We start from the raw sequence: 16,862 nt of genomic DNA, 5'->3' as shown, positions 1-16,862 counted from the left end.
GTCGCGACGTTAGGGTCGCGCCATGACGCAAACTGCACTGACATATTCGCCGGATCAGGCCGAGGCGCATGACCGCATTGCCGAGGCTCTGCGCGGGGTTGGGGTTGATCTCGACTCTGGGGTGCTGACCCCGCCGCGCGAGGGCAAGGGCGCCGTGATGGCCGTGACCGGCAAGGCCGGATCCGGCAAGACACTGCTTCTGGCCGCGCTCTATCATGCGCTGGATGAGGCGGGCGTCGATATCGTCTCGGGCGATTACGAAAGCCGCAAGCGCCGCGACAAGCGCACGCTGGCCATCCTTGCACCGACCAACAAGGCGGCAAGCGTGCTGCGCATGCGCGGTGTGCCCGCCACCACCATTCACCGCATTCTCTATACCCCCGTCTATCACCCGGAATATGAGAAGATCGCCGAATGGCTGGCGGGCCAAGGCGAGCGGCCAGAGATCGAAGGGTTGACCGATCTGGCGCTCGACCGGGCGTTTGCGTTCTACCAGAGCAACAAATCCATTCCCGGCGCGCTCGCGGCGGCTGGCCTGCGCGGGTCGGATTTCATCACCGGCTGGAAGCGCCGCGAAGAGCCGCTCGATATCGGGTTTGTCGATGAAGCGAGCATGCTGGATGCGCAGCAATTCGAGGACCTGCAAGAGATTTTCCCGACCCTGCTGCTGTTTGGTGATCCGGCGCAGTTGCCGCCGGTGAAATCCACCGGCGGTATGGTGTTTGAAACCCTGCCCGCGCCGGCGCGGCTGGAACTGAACCGAATTCACCGGCAGGACGCCGATAACCCGATCCTTGATCTGGCGCATGCGCTGGCCGATCCTGCGGTGGAGTTCCATCATTTCGAGCGGATGATTGAGGAGGCCGCCCGGCGGGACGCGCGCGTGCGCTGGGCCGAACGGGTCGAGGTCGATCTGATGGCGCGCTCGCCGGTGCTTGTCTGGCGCAATGCCACGCGCATCCGGCTTATCAATGCGTTTCGCGCGGTGCATGGCGCGCCCGAAACCGCGCTGTTGCCCGGAGAGCCGCTGGTCTGTGACGGGATTGAATTGCCGCTCAAGCATCGCAAAAAGCGGCTGGATCTGGAGGCGCGCGGGCTGATCAAGGGTGCGCAGGTGGTGTATCTCGGGCCGGGAAAGCGCCCCGGCTTTTCGCGTTTGCATGTGATCGGGGCGGAGGACCCGCAGATTTCAGCAGCCTCGATCGTCAAGATCGAGAAGCCGGATGAAGAAGAGCCGTTCATCCCCTATGCCGCGACCATGGGCGCGACGTTCCTGCATGGCGCGGCGGTCACCATTCACAAGGCGCAAGGCAGCCAATGGCGGGATGTGCAGGTGTTTGCCCCGGATATCTATGCCGCCGCCCGGATGGGGCGATCCGAGGCGGGGCAACCGCTCTGGAAGCGGCTGGCCTATGTGGCGATTACCCGCGCCGAAGAGCGTTTGCACTGGATCGTGCGCAACCGGCTGTCCAAGCCTACCGCGCCCTTGACTGTGGATGATTTGCGCAGCGGGCCCGTGCCCCTGCGGTTGGAACAGGAGGAAGGCATATGAGAAGCGTACTTATCACCGGTGCAAGTGCCGGTATCGGGGCCGCCTGTGCGCGGAGCTTTCTAGAGGCGGGCTGGCATGTGGGGCTGATGGCGCGGCGGGCCGAGGCGCTGGAGAAGGTGGCCAAAGGGCACGACAATGCCGTGATCCTGCCCGGTGATGTGACCGACCCCGGCGATGTGGTGCGGGTGTTCGAGGATTTCATTGCGCGCGCCGGGCGGCTGGATGTGCTGTTCAACAACGCGGGCAGTTTTGGTCGCGCCACGACGATCGACGAGCTGAGCTATGAGGAATGGCGGCAGGTGGTCGATGTAAACCTGCATGGCATGTTCCTGTGCGCCCGCGCGGCATTCGCCCAGATGCGCAATCAATCCCCGATGGGCGGGCGGATCATCAACAACGGCTCGATCTCTGCGTATGCGCCGCGCCCCGGATCGGTGGCCTATACCGCCACCAAACACGCGATCACCGGATTGACCAAGACGCTGAGCCTTGATGGTCGCCCCTATGACATCGCGTGCAGTCAGATCGACATCGGCAATGCCCGGACCGAATTGCTGGAAGGGATCATTGCCGCCAATCCTGATGCCCCGCCCCCCACGATGGACGTCGAGCATGTGGGCGCATCGGTGCTGCACATGGCGGATCTGCCGCTTGAGGCCAATGTGCAGTTCATGACGCTGATGGCGACGAAAATGCCCTATATCGGGCGCGGCTGAGCGCAGAGGGTCAGAGCGCTTTGGCGCAGTTTCGGACTGAAAAAGTCTATCACCTGTTGCTGAAATTGCTCTAGACCCGCCGCACATCGACCTTTTGCCAGAGCGGGCGCGCCCAGTCTTCGGTTTCCATAAAGGCCACATCGCTGGCATCCCGACCAGAGCCGATCACCACCAGATCAGCGGCGCGGCACATGCCGGTGGCATCGACAAGGTGCCACGCCCCCTCTAGCCAGACCTCGGCCACCGCGTGAAAATCCGGCGGGTTCACCTCGGCACCGTAAGCAGAGGTGTAGCGCGCCGGGATATTGCCCGCGCGGGCCAAACTGCACACCAGATGGGCATAGTCGCGGCACACGCCCTTGCGGGCGATGAAACTGTCCACCGCAGAGGTGGTGGCGGTCGATGAGCCGGGCACATAGGCGATCTCGGATCTGGCCCAGTCCAGAATAGCCGCGATCCGCGCGCCGCCCTCGAGGCCGCGAAACTGCTGCGTTGCGAATTCGGTCAAAAGATCGGACTGGCAGAACCGCGAGGGGCGCAGATAGCTGACCACATCGCCGGGCAGGTCGCGCATCGGCGTCGCGGCAAGCGATTCCAGCACGGCGGTTGTCCGCGTCACCTCGACCAGCGCGCGATATTGAAGCTGCATCCTGTCACTGGTCACATGCGCCCAGACCCGTCGGCCGGGCATCCCTTTGACGTCAATCCAGCGCAGATCCGCGCCCGCGACATCGAGCGTGCTCTCGATCACGGTTTGCCCGTCGGTCTGGGCCGCCTCAAGCGTCAGAAGCACGGTGTCATGCCCCGTCAATTGATAATCCATGGTCACGTCGATGTGCAGGCGCATAGGCTCTCAGTTCTGGTCAAAAGGGTATGGTAGGGGTGAAACGTGCGCCGTGTGATGCGGCATCAACCGCGCCGCACCGCCTGAAATGCCGCCGAAGCCCCCCAGCCCGCCCCGATGGCAATTGCCAGCGACATCAGGCCATAGAGCAGCGGTTCCTGTCGTGACAGGGTATAGAGCCAGCGTTCGAGCCCCACTTTCTGCACGTCGATCACAGTCTCGAAATGCGACACCACCCGGCCCTCTCGGGTGAGGAATATCCGGGTGAGATACGCACCTTCCGTCAGGTTGGCCGGGAGTTGGATCGCGCCGCGAAACAGCGTTTCCTGATCCAGCGCCACCGCCCCGTCGCGCATGGCATAGGCCCCTTGGTCGCGGCGAATGCGGATCAGGGCATCGGTAAAGCGCTCGGCATCCTCGGCCATGCTGGCCGCGCCGACCGAGCGGATCGCGCGGGAGATCGACACCCGGTGCCGCAAATCCTCGGTATCTGACAGAACCTTTTCGAGCGGGCCGGTTGTGGCCACCGCATAAAAGCTGGGCGCGGCATCGAGCACGACCATTTCAGTATTCACCCAGATGCCAAAGCGGCGATCCTTGCGTCGCACGGTGACCGGCTCTGACGGGCCCGCCACGGTGATCACCACCTCCAGTGGCACGTCCGGGATCGGTGTCTCGCGCTTGACCGCGCCAAAGATCAGGATTTCGGAGCCTTCAAAGGTGGCGGTGATCGCCACCTTGTCCTTGCTGAGGCCCAGCACCACCTCTTCGGCCCGCAGCGGCAGCGCGGCCAGACTGAACAACAGGGCCAGACGCCAGAGCATCATTGCCCCCCCGCCGTACCGAGCGAATAAAGCTCGGAGGGCATCAGCAAGAGATCGAACGCCAGTTTGATGCATACCGCGAGGACCATCATCGCCAGCAGAATGCGCAACTGTTCGGCCTTCATCTTGGTGCCGATTGTGGTGCCGACCTGAGCGCCGATCACGCCGCCGACCAGCAAGAGCACCGAGAGTGCAATATCCACCGTGTAATTGGTCATGGCATGCAGCAGGGTGGTAAAGGCGGTCACAAAGATGATCTGAAACAGAGAGGTGCCCACCACCACCTTGGTCGGCATGCCCAAGAGATAGATCATCGCGGGCACCATGATGAAACCGCCGCCCACCCCCATGATCGCCGCCAGAACACCGACGCTGACCCCTACCAGAAGCGGTGGAATGACCGAGATATAAAGGCCACTGGTGCGAAAGCGCATTTTGAATGGCAGGCCATGCACCCAGCCATGTTTCTTGCGTTTGGGCGCGACGCCACGCCGGGTGTTGCGAATGGCGTTCAGGCTCTCGATGAACATCATGCCGCCGATGACACCGAGAAAGACAACGTAGCACAGCTTGACCAGCAGATCGACCTGACCGAGAGACTTGAGGTAGTTGAATACAAAGACGCCGATTCCTGCGCCGATGAGGCCGCCGATCAGCAGCACGGTTCCCATCTCAAGATCAACTGTCTTGCGCCGGAAATGCGCGAGGACACCGGAAAAGGACGCGGCCATGATCTGATTGGCGCCGGTCGCCACTGCGACCGCAGGCGGGATGCCGATAAAAAACAGCAGCGGCGTCAGGATAAACCCGCCGCCCACACCGAACATGCCCGACAGAATCCCAACGATTCCACCCAGCCCCAAAAGGAGAAAGGCGTTGACCGACACCTCGGCTATGGGGAGGTAAATCTGCATGGCAATTCCTAGCCCCATGTCCCTGCGTATTGCAAGAGTGGGCACGCGTGCCGCCGCGCAGGCCTGATGAATTTCTTGAATCTGGACCTATGAGGCCAAGTTTGGTGTCAGTCCAGCGTCTTGCGCAGGATCAGGGCATCAATCCGCGATCCGTCGCTTCGCGGGTAATAGCCGGTCCGGCGCGCGGCCTCGGCAAACCCGGCGTTGCGGTAGAGCGTGAGCGCCGCCGGATTATCCTCGGCCACCTCAAGAAAGACCATGCCCGCCCCGCGCGCCCGTGCCGCGCCCTCAAACTCTGCAAGGCATTGCTGCGCCAGCCCTTGACGGCGATGAGCGGGGGCGGTGGCCACGGTCAGGACTTCGGCCTCGTCCGCGATCACCCGGCCCATGGCAAAGGCGCGCGCATCGCCCACGGTGAATACGAAAGCGCTCTGAAGCAGCGCCGCGAATTCGGCTGCGGTCCACGCGCGGCTCTGGCCCGCGAAGGCGGCGGCGTGGCAGGCTGCCAGCGCCTCAGGCGTCATCCAGAATCACCGGAGGCACATCGCGCGCGGGGGCGGCGTCTGCGGGGCGCACATAGAGCGGGGCCGGAGGCGCGGCATTCTCGGGCGCCTGAGCGGCCAGCCGCGCAATGAATTCGGCCAATACGGCCGGGGCAGGCGGCAGGGCAGGATCGGAAACCGCGTCCATCCCGAGCAATTCCGGCGCGCTGTTTTTGCTTTGGACATAGGCCATGTCGCGCGGGGCGGGCACACAAGGGGTCCCGTCACGATCCTGCGCGCGGATCACGTCAAGCGTGCTGATGCCGATTGTGGGAATGCCAAGGCTCAGCGCCAGACCCCGCGCTGCCGCCACCGAAATTCGGATGCCGGTGAAATTGCCGGGGCCGATGCCGACACCGATCCGGTCAAGGTCGCGCCATGTGACGTCGGCCTCGTCCAGCATTTCCTGCAAGAGTGGCATCAGGCGTTCGGCCTGTCCGCGGCCCATATCCTCGGCGCGTGTGGCCATGACCCGCGCGCCGCGCAGCAAAGCGGCCGCGCAATGCGCGGCCGATGTGTCAAATCCCAGCGTCAGCGGCTCAGAGGCCAACAGGGCGCACCTCTGTCACCTCGGGGATGTAGTGGCGCAGCAGGTTCTCGATCCCCATCTTGAGGGTGATGGTCGAGGACGGGCAGCCGGCACAGGCCCCCTGCATGTGCAGATAGACCACGCCGCGATCAAATCCGTGAAAGGTGATGTCGCCGCCATCCTGAGCCACGGCAGGGCGCACGCGGGTGTCGAGCAATTCCTTGATCTGGTTGACGATTTCCGAATCTTCGCCGCTGTGCTCGGCATGGCCGGACGCGCCGCCGCCTTCGCCCAGCATGACCGGCTGACCGGATTGGTAATGCTCCATGATCGCGCCCAAAATTGCGGGTTTGATATGGTCCCACTCGGTCGTCTCAGCCTTGGTCACCGTTACGAAATCATTGCCAAAAAACACGCCCGAGACCCCCGGAACGCGAAAGATCCGCTCGGCCAGCGGGGATTTCTCGGCCCCTTCGGCGCTTGGGAAATCTGCTGTGCCTGCATCGAGCACGGTTTGACCGGGCAGGAATTTCAATGTCGCGGGGTTCGGTGTGGATTCGGTCTGAATGAACATGGCAGCGCCCTCTTGTGGTTGCTTCAGATATGCGCCCGGCCTTCTGCACTGTCAAGGTTTAGAACTATTCTAAGCTGTCAGAGGCCCTGCGCAACAGCGGTCAGCCTGAAACGATATTGCCAAGTTATTCGGGTTGAACCACGGGTTGGCGGGCATCTTGTTCGTGCGCTCATGTCGGCGGTTTGGCCGGACCGGAGGCTGCAAGGGCATCGCAACGGGCGTGGTGGGATGTGCGTTGGCATGTTCCTCAAATTCTCATACCCGGATTGGATGCGGTCCCCCCCCCTTGGCCATCGCTGGCAGAGGGCGCAGCGAGCCCCCTGTCTAGCGATAGGTCCGGTCCTCGATGGGGGTGGCTTCGATCCGGGCCAAAAGCAGGTCAAGCAGCCATTGTTCGGCCCGATTGAGCACGGCGCGGGGGTTCCAGATCATGTGCACGTCGACCGCCGCTGTCTGATCATAGGGCGGCAATTGCCACAAGAGCCCGTCACGCACATCGCGTGCCACCACATGTAACGGCAAGGGCCCGACACCGAGACCTGCGATAATCATGCGGCGCACCTCTTCGAGATGGCTGGAGGTGGCGATGATCTGGTCGCCCAATTCTGCCTGCGCCCGCATCAGGGTCACGGGTTTAAGCGCATCCTGCAAGCGGTCGGTTTCAAAGCTGACCGCGGAGCGTCCGGCAAGATCGGCGCGGGTCAGGTCACGCTGACCAAAAAGCGGATGCGGCGGGCCGCAAAACAAGCCGAAGAATTCGCGATAAAGGCGCATATATTCGAGTTTCGGGTTGCGCTGATGCACAAGGCAGATGGCAAAGGAGGCCGAGCGCGCCGACACTGTTTCAATGGCCTGAGCAGAGGAATGCACCTCGATCGCCAGGGTGGCGCGCGGGTTCTCCGCATGGAATTCGGCCAGCACCTGATCAAAAACCGGGCAGACCACATGCGAGGCCAGAGACAGGCGCACATGGCCTGTCACCTCATCCGTCATGTCGCGCATCAGGGTCGAGAGACGCAGGATGGAGCCTTGAATATCGAGCGCTTCCCGGTAGAGCACTTCGCCTGCCTCGGTCAGCGCGAAGTGCCCCGGAGAGCGATGAATAAGCCGTTTTCCAACCCGATTTTCCAGCCGTTTCAATGCGGTAGAGACGGAGGGTTGTGTCAGGCGCAGGCGATTGGCGGCGTCGGTGACAGAGTGCGATTGGGCCAGCGTCACGAAGGTACGCAAGAGGTTCCAGTCCATCTCGCGCATGATACGTTCGGGGCTGTTGCGATCATTCATAGGCAGCATCTATTGTCACAATTCCTATTATCTATTTGATTTATGATTGCTCAATTTGCACGTTCACCGCAAGCCCGCAGATCAAGGGCAGAACGTGAAAGGGAGATGCATGTCGGTCGAGGCCCGCGAAGCGAGGCAGCCGTGGATTCTGTTGTCGCCCGCCTTGGGGGCGGTGACGCTGCTCTTGCTGGTTCCGCTGATGTTCATCGTGGTCTATTCATTCTGGCTCCGCTCGGCGATGGGCGCGGATCAGGTGGGATTTTTTCTCGATAACTGGCAAAAAGCGCTGAGCGATCGGTTCTATCGTGACATCCTGCTCAACACTCTCAAGATTGCGGCGGTCACGACGGTGATCTGTGCGCTGATGGGCTATCCTGCGGCCTATTTCATCGCGCGGTCGCGGGGCAACAAGATGGTTTTGCTGCTGCTTCTGATGCTGCCATTCTGGATCAGCTACATCATCCGCACGATGAGCTGGATCAATATTCTAGGCACCTCGGGGGCGCTAAATACGCTGTTGCTCAGCCTCGGACTCATCGGTGAGCCGATCCAGATGCTCTATAATGAGGCCACCGTGATCCTCGGCCTCGTGCATTTCCTGCTGCCGTTCATGGTGCTCAATGTCTATGTCAGCCTTGAGGGAATCGATACCAATCTTGAGGATGCCGCCACGTCGCTGGGGGCTACCCGCTGGCAGGCATTTACCCAAGTGACTTTGCCGCTCTCGCTGCCCGGTCTTGCCGCTGGGGGGCTGCTTTGTTTCGTTCTCGGGGCCGGGACCTATATCACGCCAGTCATTTTGGGCGGGCCACGCGATGCGATGTTCGCCAATCTGGTGTTCGAGGCCATCATCACGCAATTGAACTGGCCGCTCGGTTCGGCGCTCTCGCTCTTGCTGCTGGCGGTGCTGGGCCTGCTGGTGGCGATCTACAACCGCTATCTCGGTATGGCGCAACTGGCCAAGGGGCTGGGTTGATGGGCTGGCAAGTCATCCGCATCTGGACCGTTCTGGTCTATGGTTTCATGTTCCTGCCGGTGGCGGTGGTGGTGCTGTTGTCGTTCAACGCCAATCAGTTCGGCAGTTTTCCGATGACCGGGGTTTCGCTGCGCTGGTTTGAGGAATTGTGGAACAATGACGCGGTGATGCGGGCGTTTCGTACCTCGCTCGTGCTGGGGCTGATGACGGCGGTAATCTCTACCACATTGGGGATTTTGGCGAGCCTCGCGTTGGTGCGCTACAACATTCCCGGTCGTAATGCGATCACCACGCTTCTGATTGCGCCCATTCTGGTGCCCGAGGTGGTGCTGGCGGTGGCGCTGCTGCTCTTTCTCAACTGGTTGGGCATTGGCAAGAGTTTCGCACTTTTGCTGGCGGGTCATGTGATTTTCACCCTGCCCTTTGTGATCCTCGTGGTGCAGGCGCGGCTGGTCAGTATCAAGCGCGACGTGGAAGAGGCGGCGCTGAGCCTTGGCGCCAGCCCGGTGCAAACCTTTTTTGCCGTGACCTTGCCGCTCATGCTGCCAGCTGTGGCGGCGGGTGCGCTCTTTGCCTTTACCATCAGTTTCGATGACATCACCGGCACGCTCTTTTGGAAACCCGGTGGGGTCGAGACGGTGCCGACGCAGATTTTCTCAATGCTGCGCAATTCGATCAGCCCGGAAATCAATGCTCTGGGTACGGTGATGATCGTGATGACCGTGGGTCTTCCGCTGCTGGGTGCGGCGGTGGCCCGAAGATTAGCCATGAAACGCGGCGCATGAGAACCGCGACAACCCTCAACAAGGAGACCTGAGAAATGGATAATACCAAGAGATATGAAAGACTTCTGGATCGTTACCGCAACGGCGATCTGGACCGGCGCAATTTTCTGGGCCTGATTGGGGCCGCCGGTCTGGCGTATGGTGTGCAAACGCCCTTTGCCAAATTCGCGAGCGCGCAGGACGTCAAGCAGGTGCGCTTTGACGGCTGGGGCGGGGTCGTGTCCGAGGCGTTCCGCAAGCATGCGTTCGATCCCTACACCGCCAAGACCGGGATTGCCGTGGTCGATGGCACATTTGCCGGGAGCGACGAGTATCTGGCGCAGGTCCGTTCGAGCCAAGAGGGCGAGTATAATATCGCGCATCTGTCGGGTGTGTTCGACTATGCCCGGTATGTAAATTTTGGCCTGACGGTTGAGCTTAATCTCGACAATATTCCCAATATGTCGCTGGTGATGGACGCGCTGACCAATGCGTTCCGGGGCGTGACGCCCGATTACCTGTCGGCTGTGCCCTATGACTATGGCACAACGGGCCTTGCCTATAACCGCAAGTATATCTCTGATGAGGAGATGAAGGAGAAAGGCGCCAGCATCCTGATCGACGAAGCCTATAAGGGAAAGATTGGCGGCTGGGGCGAGTGGCGCACGCGCATCTGGTACGGCGCCTTGCAGACGGGTCAAGATCCGAACAACATTCAGGATATGGAAGCGGTCTGGGATGCGATCCGCAGCCACCGCGATCTGGCGCTGAAATACTGGTCGTCGGGGGCCGAGTTGATGAGCCTGCTGGCCGAGGAAGAGATTTACGTCACCGAAGGCTGGTCGGGTCGCATCGCCGCCCTGCAACAGGAAGGCCACGACATTGGCTATTATGACGCGCCCGGCAGCTTTGCCTGGCAGGAATGTCTGCATGTGCTCAAGGGCAGCCCGGTTGAGGCCTGCGAAGAACTGCTGAACTTCATGCTGTCGCCTGAGACCTCGATTGCGGTGGCCGAGGGGCAGAACTATCCGCCTGCTCTGGATGGCACCAAGGTTGATCTGGGAAGCAAAATCCCGACCCTGCCAGCCTATGATCCGGCCGGCACGCTGTCGTCGCTGACCTTTGCCAACCCCACCTATTGGAATGGCAACGAGGCCGAGTGGTCAGAAACCTTTAGCCGCGTGCAGCGCGGGTATTGATGGCATGCCCCGCCTCGGCCTTGTGCCGGGGCGGGGTCCATGACCCCCGAGAGGAGACCGCCGATGAGCGCCGTTACCCTGAAGAATATCGTCAAGCGGTTCGGCAATTTCACCGCCGTGCATCGCACGACGCTGGAGATCCCCGAGGGTGCATTTGTCACGCTCTTGGGCCCGTCGGGTTGTGGCAAGACAACCAATCTGCGGATGATCGCGGGCTTGCTTGATCCGACCGAGGGCGAGATCCTGATCGGTGGGAGACGGGTCAATGACGTGCCGATCTACAAGCGTAATCTGGGGCTGGTGTTCCAGAACTACGCGCTATTCCCGCATAAAACCGTGGCAGAGAACGTGGCCTTTGGCCTCAGATACCGCAACGTGTCGAAATCCGAAATCCCGGCCAAGGTGCAGGCGGCGCTGGAGTTGGTGCAACTGCCCCATGTCGGGGATCGCTACCCCAAGGCCCTATCGGGCGGGCAGCAGCAGCGCATCGCGCTGGCGCGGGCCATCGTGATCGAGCCGGACGTGCTGTTGCTCGATGAACCGCTCTCGGCGCTGGATGCCAACCTGCGCGAGGATATGCGGGTAGAGTTGAAGCGCATTCAGGAACGGATTGGCGTGACCACGGTTTTTGTCACCCATGACCAATCCGAGGCGCTGGCGATGTCTGATCTGATCGTCGTCATGTCCGAGGGGCGGGTCGAACAGGTGGGCAGGCCAGAAGAGGTCTATAACACCCCGGCAAGCGAATTTGTGGCTAATTTTCTGGGCGCGTCGAACATCACCGAGGCGCGTTGCATTGAACACGGCGAGAGTGTTGTGGTCGAGGATGCCATCTTTGGCAAGGTGTTGGTGCCTGCGGCCAAGGCCCCCAACCTGACCGGCACTGGCAAGGCCAAGCTGGTGGTGCGGGCGGAAAAGCTGCTCCTTGCAAAATCGCCCGCACCTGAGGGGGTGATTTCGGTTCCCGCCACGGTGGAAACAGTAGATTATCAAGGACAGGCGGTGCGGTATTTCGTGCGCGCGGGTAATGCGCAGCTACAAGCCATCAACATGATCGACGATCACCCGTTCGCGGTGGGAGCGGAGGTCCATCTGCATTTGCGTCCGCAGGATTGCGCGGCGTTACCGGGATAAGACAATGAACGTGAAACCCTCTCACCTTTTCTATCAGGGGCGCGACCGCAAGCCGGTGCTCGATCAGGCGCGCGGCGTCTATATGTGGGACGTGGATGGCAAGCGCTATCTGGATGGCTCAAGCGGTGCGATGGTCTGCAATATCGGCCATTCCAATGAGAATGTGCTGGAGGCGATGCGCCGCCAGATGGAGAAATCCACCTTTGGCTATCGCCTGCATTTCGAGACCGAAGCGTCAGAGAAGCTGGCCGCCAAGACCGCAGCACTCTGCCCTGAAGGTTTGAACCGGGTGTTCTTTGTCTCGGGCGGGTCCGAGGCGGTGGAATCCGCGATCAAACTGGCCCGGCAATATGCGCTGGCAATCGGCGAGGGCAGCCGCTGGAAGATCATCAGCCGCGCGCCCGGCTATCATGGCTGCACGCTTGGTGCGCTTGCCATCACCTCTTATGCGCCGCTCACAGAACCCTTTGCGCCGATGATGCAGGCGATGCCGAAAATCCCCGCGCCGCGCGCCTATCTCGATGGGTTGGACCCCGAGGATGAGGCCACTGGCCAGCATTACGCCGACATGCTGGAGGCGAAGATACTGGAGGAAGGTCCCGACAGCGTGCTGGCGTTTGTGGTAGAGCCTATTGGCGGCGCTTCGACCGGCGCGCTGGTGCCGCCGCGCGGCTATATGGAGCGTGTGCAGGAGATTTGCCGCAAATACGGCGTGCTCTTCATTCTGGACGAGGTGATGACCGGGGCGGGGCGCACCGGTAAATTCCTCGCCTCGGAGCATTGGAACCTTGCCCCGGATATTATCGTCATGTCCAAGGGCTTTGCTGCAGGGTACATACCGCTTGGCGCGATGGTTGCGCATGAGCGTCTGGTCGAGCCGGTGCTGGATGCCGGCGGCTTCTTGCATGGCTTCACCTATGCGGGCAATCCGCTTGCGTGTGCTGCTGGCCTCGCCGTGATCGACGAGATTGAGCGGATGGATCTGGTGGGCAATGCCGCGCGGATGGGCGACAAGCTGCAAGAGCGGCTGCGCGGTCTGATGCAGCGCTATGCCATCATCGGCGATGTGCGCGGCAAAGGTCTGTTGACGGCGTTCGAATTCATGTCGGATCGCGGCACCAAGGCACCTTTGCCCAAGGGCTTGCGCGCCTTCGACCGCTTTGTGCAGATCGCCTATGACAAGGGGCTGATCGTCTATTCGCGGCGCACCCGTGACGGCGTTGAGGGGGATCATATCATCGTCGCGCCGCCGATGATCGTGACTGAAACCCATCTGGATGAGATCACCGAAATGCTGGATGCCTCATTGGCTGAGTTCACCGAGGAAATCCGCCCAGCGCTCGACCGGGTGGTGTGAGCGGCATGCGTGAAATCATCATCACCTGTGCGCTGACGGGATCAATCCACACGCCGTCCATGTCGCCGCATCTGCCTGTTTCGGCCGATGAAATTACCCATGCCGGGATCAATGCGGCAGAGGCCGGGGCGGCCATTTTGCATCTGCATGCGCGGGACCCTCAGACCGGGCGGCCCTCTGCTAACCCCGAGCATTTCCGTGCCTTTTTGCCCCGGTTGCAACAGGGCTGCGATGCGGTGCTCAACCTCTCGACCGGGGGCAGTGCGACGATGACCCTCGAAGAGAGATTGGCCGCGCCCAAAGAGGCTGCCCCCGAAATGGCCTCGCTCAACATGGGCACGATGAACTTTGCGCTCTACCCGATGGCCGAGCGCATCACCGACTGGCGGCACGACTGGGAGAAACCGTTTCTCGAAGGCTCTGACGATCTGGTGTTCAAGAACACGCCGCGTGACATCGCCCGTATCCTGACCGAGCTGGGTCAAGAGCGCGGCGCGCGGTTCGAGTTTGAATGCTATGATCTGAGCCACCTCTACATGCTGCGCCATTTCGCGGATCGCGGGCTGATCAAGGCCCCATATTTCATTCAGTTCGTCTTTGGCGTTTTGGGTGGCATGGGGGCAGACCCTGAAAACCTCACGCATATGGTGCGCATCGCGGACAAGCTCTTTGGCGGTGATTATATGTTTTCCGTGCTGGCTGCCGGACGCCACCAAATGCCGATGGCGGCACAAGCGGCGGCGATGGGTGGGCATGTGCGCGTGGGGTTAGAGGACAGTCTGACCATCGGGCGCGGCACGCTGGCGCGTTCCAATGCCGAGCAGGTCGTCAAGGTGCGCGGCATTGTCGAGGCGCTGGGCCGGGTGGTGGTGAGCGCCGACGAGGCGCGCGCGCTGCTGGGGCTCAAGGGTGCGGACCGGGTGGCGATCTGAACCATGGCAGAGTTTCGCGCGATTGAGACAGAGGAAGATCTGCTGCTGTTGGACCGGGCCTTGCGCGCGCTCAGCCATGATCTGGGTGACACGCATGTGGCGGGACCGGACGCGCTGCGCGCCGGTCTGACAGGGGAGATTCCGGCGGCACATGGCCTGCTTGCGCTGGAGGACGGGTTGATTGGTGCCGCGCTCTTTGGGCCGATGTTTTCCACGGTGCGCGGGGCCGCTGGTGTCTATGTTTCGGACCTCTGGGTGGCAGAAACGGCGCGCGGTCAGGGGCTGGGGCGCGCGTTATTGGCAGAGGTTGCGCAGCGGGCGGGCGCGCTGTGGCGCGCGGAATGGATGATGCTGGCGGTCTATGCCCACACGCCCGCCTCGCGGCGGTTCTACGAACGGTTGGGGTTCGAGGCGCAGGAGCAGGCGACGCAAATGCGCCTGCCACAGGCGGCGATGCGGCGATTGAGGGGAGAGGACGGATGAAGGCGATTTTTGATGACCGGCAATGGCGGCATGACCCCAAACATTTTATGGCCAATGGGGTGATCAAACCTAGCCCGGAACAGCCCGAACGGATTGCGCGCCTGACAGAAGGCGCCACGGCGGCAGGCTGTGAGGTCGTCGCGCCGCAGGATGCCGGGCTTGGCCCGATTGCCGCGCTCCATTCGCCGGAGTATGTTACGTTTCTGCGCAATATCTACCCGCGTTGGCAGCGCATCGACGGCGCGGGCGAAGAGGTGATCCCCAACATTCACCCTGCCAATCGCAGCGACAATTACCCCAAATCCGCCGTGGGTCAGGCCGGATACCATCAGGCTGATACCGCCTGTCCCATTGGGGCGGGCACATGGGAAGCCGCCTATTGGTCGGCACAGACCGCGGTGACCGGGGCGGATATGTTGGCCGCTGGAGAGCAGGCCGCCTATGCGCTTTGCCGTCCGCCGGGGCATCATGCCTTTGGCGATCTGGCGGGGGGGTTCTGCTTTCTCAACAATGCCGGAATTGCGGCAGAGCGGTTGTGGTCCAAGGGGCTGCGTGCGGCAATCCTTGATGTCGATGTGCATCACGGCAACGGCACGCAGGGTATTTTTTATGACCGCGACGATGTGCTGACCGTGTCGATTCATGCCGACCCGGTGCGCTTTTATCCGTTCTTCTGGGGTCACGCTGACGAACGCGGAACCGGGCGCGGAACCGGCTACAACCTCAACCTGCCGCTGGCACGCGGCACCGGGGACGACGCCTATCTGAAAACGCTCGACGTCGCGTTGGAACGGGTCGTGAATTTCGGGGCGGACGTGGTGGTTGTGGCACTGGGCCTCGATGCGTATGAGAACGATCCACTTCGGGGGCTGGCGATCACCACGCCCGGATTTGGACGCATCGGGGCTGCGATTGCCAGACTTGGGATGCCGACGCTTTTCGTACAGGAAGGCGGGTATCTCTGCGAGGAATTGGGGCAGAATCTGACATCGGTTTTGACAGGATTTGAGGAGGCGTGAGCATGGCTGATGTAATCGTGATCGGCGGCGGGATTGCTGGCGTCAGTGCGGCAGCGGAACTGGCGCGCAGCGGTGCGGCTGTCGTGGTGTTGGAGGCTGAGCCACAGATCGGATATCACGCAACCGGGCGATCCGCCGCCATCTTTATCCGCAACTACGGCAATGCCACCCTGCGCGGATTGAATGCTGTAGCAGAGCCGATTTTTGAGGAACCGGGAGAGATTAGCAGCAAGCCGTTGCTTAGCCCGCGGGGCGAATTGATGGTCGCCACGGAAGAGGAACTGCCGGTGCTCGATGCCTATCTTGAAGGATCGACAGGCATTGACCGTCTGACAGGCAAGGAGGCGGCAGAGATCGTGCCAATCCTGCGGGCGGACCGGATTGCAGGCGCGATGATCGAACGCAACGCGCGCGGGATCGATGTGGACCTCTTGTTGCAGGGCTATGCCCGGATATTGCGGGCGCGCGGTGGTCAGATCGTGACCGGGGCTGCGGTGACGCACCTGACCCGAGAGGCGGGGCTCTGGCAAGTGATGACGGCGCAGGGCAGCTTTGCTGCGCCTGTCGTGGTGAATGCCGCCGGGGGATGGGCGGATCAGGTGGCGACAATTGCAGGCGTGCCGCGCGCAGGCTTGCAGCCCTTTCGGCGTTCCGCTGCGATCATTCCGGCCCCCGAGGGGTTTGACACCGAGCATTGGCCGATCTTTGGCGGTATCGCTGAGACATGGTATGCCAAGCCCGAAGCGGGCAAGCTGATGGTATCGCCTGCTGACGAAGATCCGGTTGAGCCGCATGACGCCTGGGCCGATGATATGGTCTTGGCCGAGGGGCTCTATCGGTTCGAGCAGGCGGTCAACGTGCCGGTAACGCGGGTCGAGCATAGCTGGGCAGGTCTGCGCACCTTTGCCCCTGACCGCACCCCGGTGGTGGGGTTTGACCCACAGGCCGAAGGGTTTTTCTGGCTGGCAGGGCAGGGGGGCTACGGCGTACAAACCGCGCCCGCGTTGTCCCGACTGACAGCGGCGCTGATTGCGGGCAGCACGCCGGATGTATCCGATGCCGTAGTGGCGGGGATGGTGCCGGGACGGTTTGCGGCGGCGACGGAGTGAGGGGCAGGCGGGCCGAACTTGCCATATGCCCTAATGCGCGGCGCGGCGTCTGAAGGTTGACGGCCCCTTTGGTCACGATCACCCCGGCAGGGCGACCCCGCCTCGCGATA

At 62.0% G+C, this 16,862-nt stretch carries 18 protein-coding genes; 11 read left to right on the top strand and 7 right to left on the bottom strand.

The genetic code is table 11. The features are described from left to right. Nucleotides 1–22 precede the first annotated feature (22 nt). Together ACN0SW_RS04845 and ACN0SW_RS04840 are read left to right on the top strand one after the other, a co-directional pair. Nucleotides 23–1,552 (top strand): ATP-dependent DNA helicase, encoded by a 1,530-nt coding sequence (locus ACN0SW_RS04845; RefSeq protein WP_417726780.1) that lies wholly within the window; start codon nucleotides 23–25, stop codon nucleotides 1,550–1,552. Beyond that, a complete protein-coding gene (locus ACN0SW_RS04840; RefSeq protein WP_417726779.1) occupies nucleotides 1,549–2,268 on the top strand; it encodes an SDR family oxidoreductase in 720 nt (239 codons plus the stop codon). The genes ACN0SW_RS04845 and ACN0SW_RS04840 overlap by 4 nt, the downstream gene beginning before the upstream one ends. Before the next feature lie 70 nt (nucleotides 2,269–2,338). On the opposite strand, the gene ACN0SW_RS04835 is transcribed toward ACN0SW_RS04840, so the two are convergent. The 7 genes from ACN0SW_RS04835 to ACN0SW_RS04805 all read right to left on the bottom strand — a co-directional run bounded on the left by ACN0SW_RS04835 (nucleotide 2,339) and on the right by ACN0SW_RS04805 (nucleotide 7,779). Next, complete coding sequence (locus ACN0SW_RS04835) at nucleotides 2,339–3,115, bottom strand: transglutaminase-like domain-containing protein (protein WP_417726778.1); 777 nt, start codon at nucleotides 3,113–3,115, stop codon at nucleotides 2,339–2,341. 62 nt (nucleotides 3,116–3,177) lie between these two features. Further along, complete coding sequence (locus tag ACN0SW_RS04830; protein WP_417726920.1) at nucleotides 3,178–3,936, bottom strand: TIGR02186 family protein; 759 nt, start codon at nucleotides 3,934–3,936, stop codon at nucleotides 3,178–3,180. Continuing rightward, complete coding sequence (locus ACN0SW_RS04825) at nucleotides 3,936–4,850, bottom strand: sulfite exporter TauE/SafE family protein (protein WP_417726777.1); 915 nt, start codon at nucleotides 4,848–4,850, stop codon at nucleotides 3,936–3,938. The genes ACN0SW_RS04830 and ACN0SW_RS04825 overlap by 1 nt, the downstream gene beginning before the upstream one ends. 107 nt (nucleotides 4,851–4,957) lie before the next feature. Beyond that, complete coding sequence (locus ACN0SW_RS04820; RefSeq protein WP_417726776.1) at nucleotides 4,958–5,374, bottom strand: GNAT family N-acetyltransferase; 417 nt, start codon at nucleotides 5,372–5,374, stop codon at nucleotides 4,958–4,960. Beyond that, complete coding sequence (tsaB, locus tag ACN0SW_RS04815; RefSeq protein WP_417726775.1) at nucleotides 5,364–5,942, bottom strand: tRNA (adenosine(37)-N6)-threonylcarbamoyltransferase complex dimerization subunit type 1 TsaB; 579 nt, start codon at nucleotides 5,940–5,942, stop codon at nucleotides 5,364–5,366. The genes ACN0SW_RS04820 and tsaB overlap by 11 nt, the downstream gene beginning before the upstream one ends. Then, complete coding sequence (locus ACN0SW_RS04810) at nucleotides 5,932–6,495, bottom strand: NifU family protein (protein ID WP_417726774.1); 564 nt, start codon at nucleotides 6,493–6,495, stop codon at nucleotides 5,932–5,934. Before ACN0SW_RS04810 ends, tsaB begins: the two co-directional genes overlap by 11 nt. A gap of 324 nt (nucleotides 6,496–6,819) precedes the next feature. Continuing rightward, the gene (locus ACN0SW_RS04805) at nucleotides 6,820–7,779 is read right to left on the bottom strand and encodes a LysR family transcriptional regulator (protein WP_417726773.1); all 960 of its coding nucleotides are present in this window, start codon (nucleotides 7,777–7,779) and stop codon (nucleotides 6,820–6,822) included. A gap of 109 nt (nucleotides 7,780–7,888) precedes the next feature. On the opposite strand from ACN0SW_RS04805, the gene ACN0SW_RS04800 reads away from it, so the two are divergent. The 9 genes from ACN0SW_RS04800 to ACN0SW_RS04760 all read left to right on the top strand — a co-directional run bounded on the left by ACN0SW_RS04800 (nucleotide 7,889) and on the right by ACN0SW_RS04760 (nucleotide 16,752). Further along, complete coding sequence (locus ACN0SW_RS04800) at nucleotides 7,889–8,755, top strand: ABC transporter permease (RefSeq protein ID WP_417726772.1); 867 nt, start codon at nucleotides 7,889–7,891, stop codon at nucleotides 8,753–8,755. Beyond that, on the top strand, nucleotides 8,755–9,540 hold the full coding sequence (locus ACN0SW_RS04795) for an ABC transporter permease (protein WP_417726771.1): 786 nt from the start codon (nucleotides 8,755–8,757) through the stop codon (nucleotides 9,538–9,540). The genes ACN0SW_RS04800 and ACN0SW_RS04795 overlap by 1 nt, the downstream gene beginning before the upstream one ends. A gap of 35 nt (nucleotides 9,541–9,575) precedes the next feature. After that, nucleotides 9,576–10,718, top strand: coding sequence for an ABC transporter substrate-binding protein (locus tag ACN0SW_RS04790; protein WP_417726770.1), 1,143 nt, complete (start codon nucleotides 9,576–9,578; stop codon nucleotides 10,716–10,718). Between the two features lie 63 nt (nucleotides 10,719–10,781). Further along, nucleotides 10,782–11,852 (top strand): ABC transporter ATP-binding protein, encoded by a 1,071-nt coding sequence (locus ACN0SW_RS04785; protein ID WP_417726769.1) that lies wholly within the window; start codon nucleotides 10,782–10,784, stop codon nucleotides 11,850–11,852. 4 nt (nucleotides 11,853–11,856) lie between these two features. Beyond that, nucleotides 11,857–13,209 (top strand): aspartate aminotransferase family protein, encoded by a 1,353-nt coding sequence (locus ACN0SW_RS04780; RefSeq protein WP_417726768.1) that lies wholly within the window; start codon nucleotides 11,857–11,859, stop codon nucleotides 13,207–13,209. Between the two features lie 5 nt (nucleotides 13,210–13,214). Continuing rightward, nucleotides 13,215–14,141, top strand: a complete 927-nt coding sequence (locus tag ACN0SW_RS04775) for a 3-keto-5-aminohexanoate cleavage protein (RefSeq protein ID WP_417726767.1) — start codon at nucleotides 13,215–13,217, stop codon at nucleotides 14,139–14,141. Between the two features lie 3 nt (nucleotides 14,142–14,144). Beyond that, complete coding sequence (locus ACN0SW_RS04770; RefSeq protein WP_417726766.1) at nucleotides 14,145–14,624, top strand: GNAT family N-acetyltransferase; 480 nt, start codon at nucleotides 14,145–14,147, stop codon at nucleotides 14,622–14,624. Continuing rightward, nucleotides 14,621–15,643 (top strand): histone deacetylase family protein, encoded by a 1,023-nt coding sequence (locus ACN0SW_RS04765; protein ID WP_417726765.1) that lies wholly within the window; start codon nucleotides 14,621–14,623, stop codon nucleotides 15,641–15,643. The genes ACN0SW_RS04770 and ACN0SW_RS04765 overlap by 4 nt, the downstream gene beginning before the upstream one ends. 2 nt (nucleotides 15,644–15,645) lie before the next feature. Beyond that, complete coding sequence (locus ACN0SW_RS04760) at nucleotides 15,646–16,752, top strand: NAD(P)/FAD-dependent oxidoreductase (RefSeq protein ID WP_417726764.1); 1,107 nt, start codon at nucleotides 15,646–15,648, stop codon at nucleotides 16,750–16,752. Nucleotides 16,753–16,862: the final 110 nt, after the last annotated feature.

Origin of the sequence: Roseovarius sp., from assembly GCF_048262375.1 — a bacterium.
GTDB lineage: Bacteria > Pseudomonadota > Alphaproteobacteria > Rhodobacterales > Rhodobacteraceae > Roseovarius.
The sequence above is the reverse complement of the archived record's forward strand: the minus strand, read 5'-3'. Positions and strand labels throughout refer to the sequence as shown.

What these genes read in the sequence shown, in the direction of transcription:
- ACN0SW_RS04845 (WP_417726780.1), top strand. Translation starts at nt 23, where the DNA reads ATGACGCAAACTGCACTGACATATTCGCCGGATCAGGCCGAGGCGCAT.
- ACN0SW_RS04825 (WP_417726777.1), bottom strand. Translation starts at nt 4,850, where the DNA reads ATGCAGATTTACCTCCCCATAGCCGAGGTGTCGGTCAACGCCTTTCTC.
- ACN0SW_RS04775 (WP_417726767.1), top strand. Translation starts at nt 13,215, where the DNA reads ATGCGTGAAATCATCATCACCTGTGCGCTGACGGGATCAATCCACACG.
- ACN0SW_RS04760 (WP_417726764.1), top strand. Translation starts at nt 15,646, where the DNA reads ATGGCTGATGTAATCGTGATCGGCGGCGGGATTGCTGGCGTCAGTGCG.
- ACN0SW_RS04780 (WP_417726768.1), top strand. Translation starts at nt 11,857, where the DNA reads ATGAACGTGAAACCCTCTCACCTTTTCTATCAGGGGCGCGACCGCAAG.
- ACN0SW_RS04770 (WP_417726766.1), top strand. Translation starts at nt 14,145, where the DNA reads ATGGCAGAGTTTCGCGCGATTGAGACAGAGGAAGATCTGCTGCTGTTG.
- ACN0SW_RS04830 (WP_417726920.1), bottom strand. Translation starts at nt 3,936, where the DNA reads ATGCTCTGGCGTCTGGCCCTGTTGTTCAGTCTGGCCGCGCTGCCGCTG.
- ACN0SW_RS04795 (WP_417726771.1), top strand. Translation starts at nt 8,755, where the DNA reads ATGGGCTGGCAAGTCATCCGCATCTGGACCGTTCTGGTCTATGGTTTC.
- ACN0SW_RS04785 (WP_417726769.1), top strand. Translation starts at nt 10,782, where the DNA reads ATGAGCGCCGTTACCCTGAAGAATATCGTCAAGCGGTTCGGCAATTTC.
- ACN0SW_RS04835 (WP_417726778.1), bottom strand. Translation starts at nt 3,115, where the DNA reads ATGCGCCTGCACATCGACGTGACCATGGATTATCAATTGACGGGGCAT.
- ACN0SW_RS04840 (WP_417726779.1), top strand. Translation starts at nt 1,549, where the DNA reads ATGAGAAGCGTACTTATCACCGGTGCAAGTGCCGGTATCGGGGCCGCC.
- ACN0SW_RS04800 (WP_417726772.1), top strand. Translation starts at nt 7,889, where the DNA reads ATGTCGGTCGAGGCCCGCGAAGCGAGGCAGCCGTGGATTCTGTTGTCG.
- ACN0SW_RS04790 (WP_417726770.1), top strand. Translation starts at nt 9,576, where the DNA reads ATGGATAATACCAAGAGATATGAAAGACTTCTGGATCGTTACCGCAAC.
- ACN0SW_RS04810 (WP_417726774.1), bottom strand. Translation starts at nt 6,495, where the DNA reads ATGTTCATTCAGACCGAATCCACACCGAACCCCGCGACATTGAAATTC.
- ACN0SW_RS04820 (WP_417726776.1), bottom strand. Translation starts at nt 5,374, where the DNA reads ATGACGCCTGAGGCGCTGGCAGCCTGCCACGCCGCCGCCTTCGCGGGC.
- ACN0SW_RS04765 (WP_417726765.1), top strand. Translation starts at nt 14,621, where the DNA reads ATGAAGGCGATTTTTGATGACCGGCAATGGCGGCATGACCCCAAACAT.
- ACN0SW_RS04805 (WP_417726773.1), bottom strand. Translation starts at nt 7,779, where the DNA reads ATGAATGATCGCAACAGCCCCGAACGTATCATGCGCGAGATGGACTGG.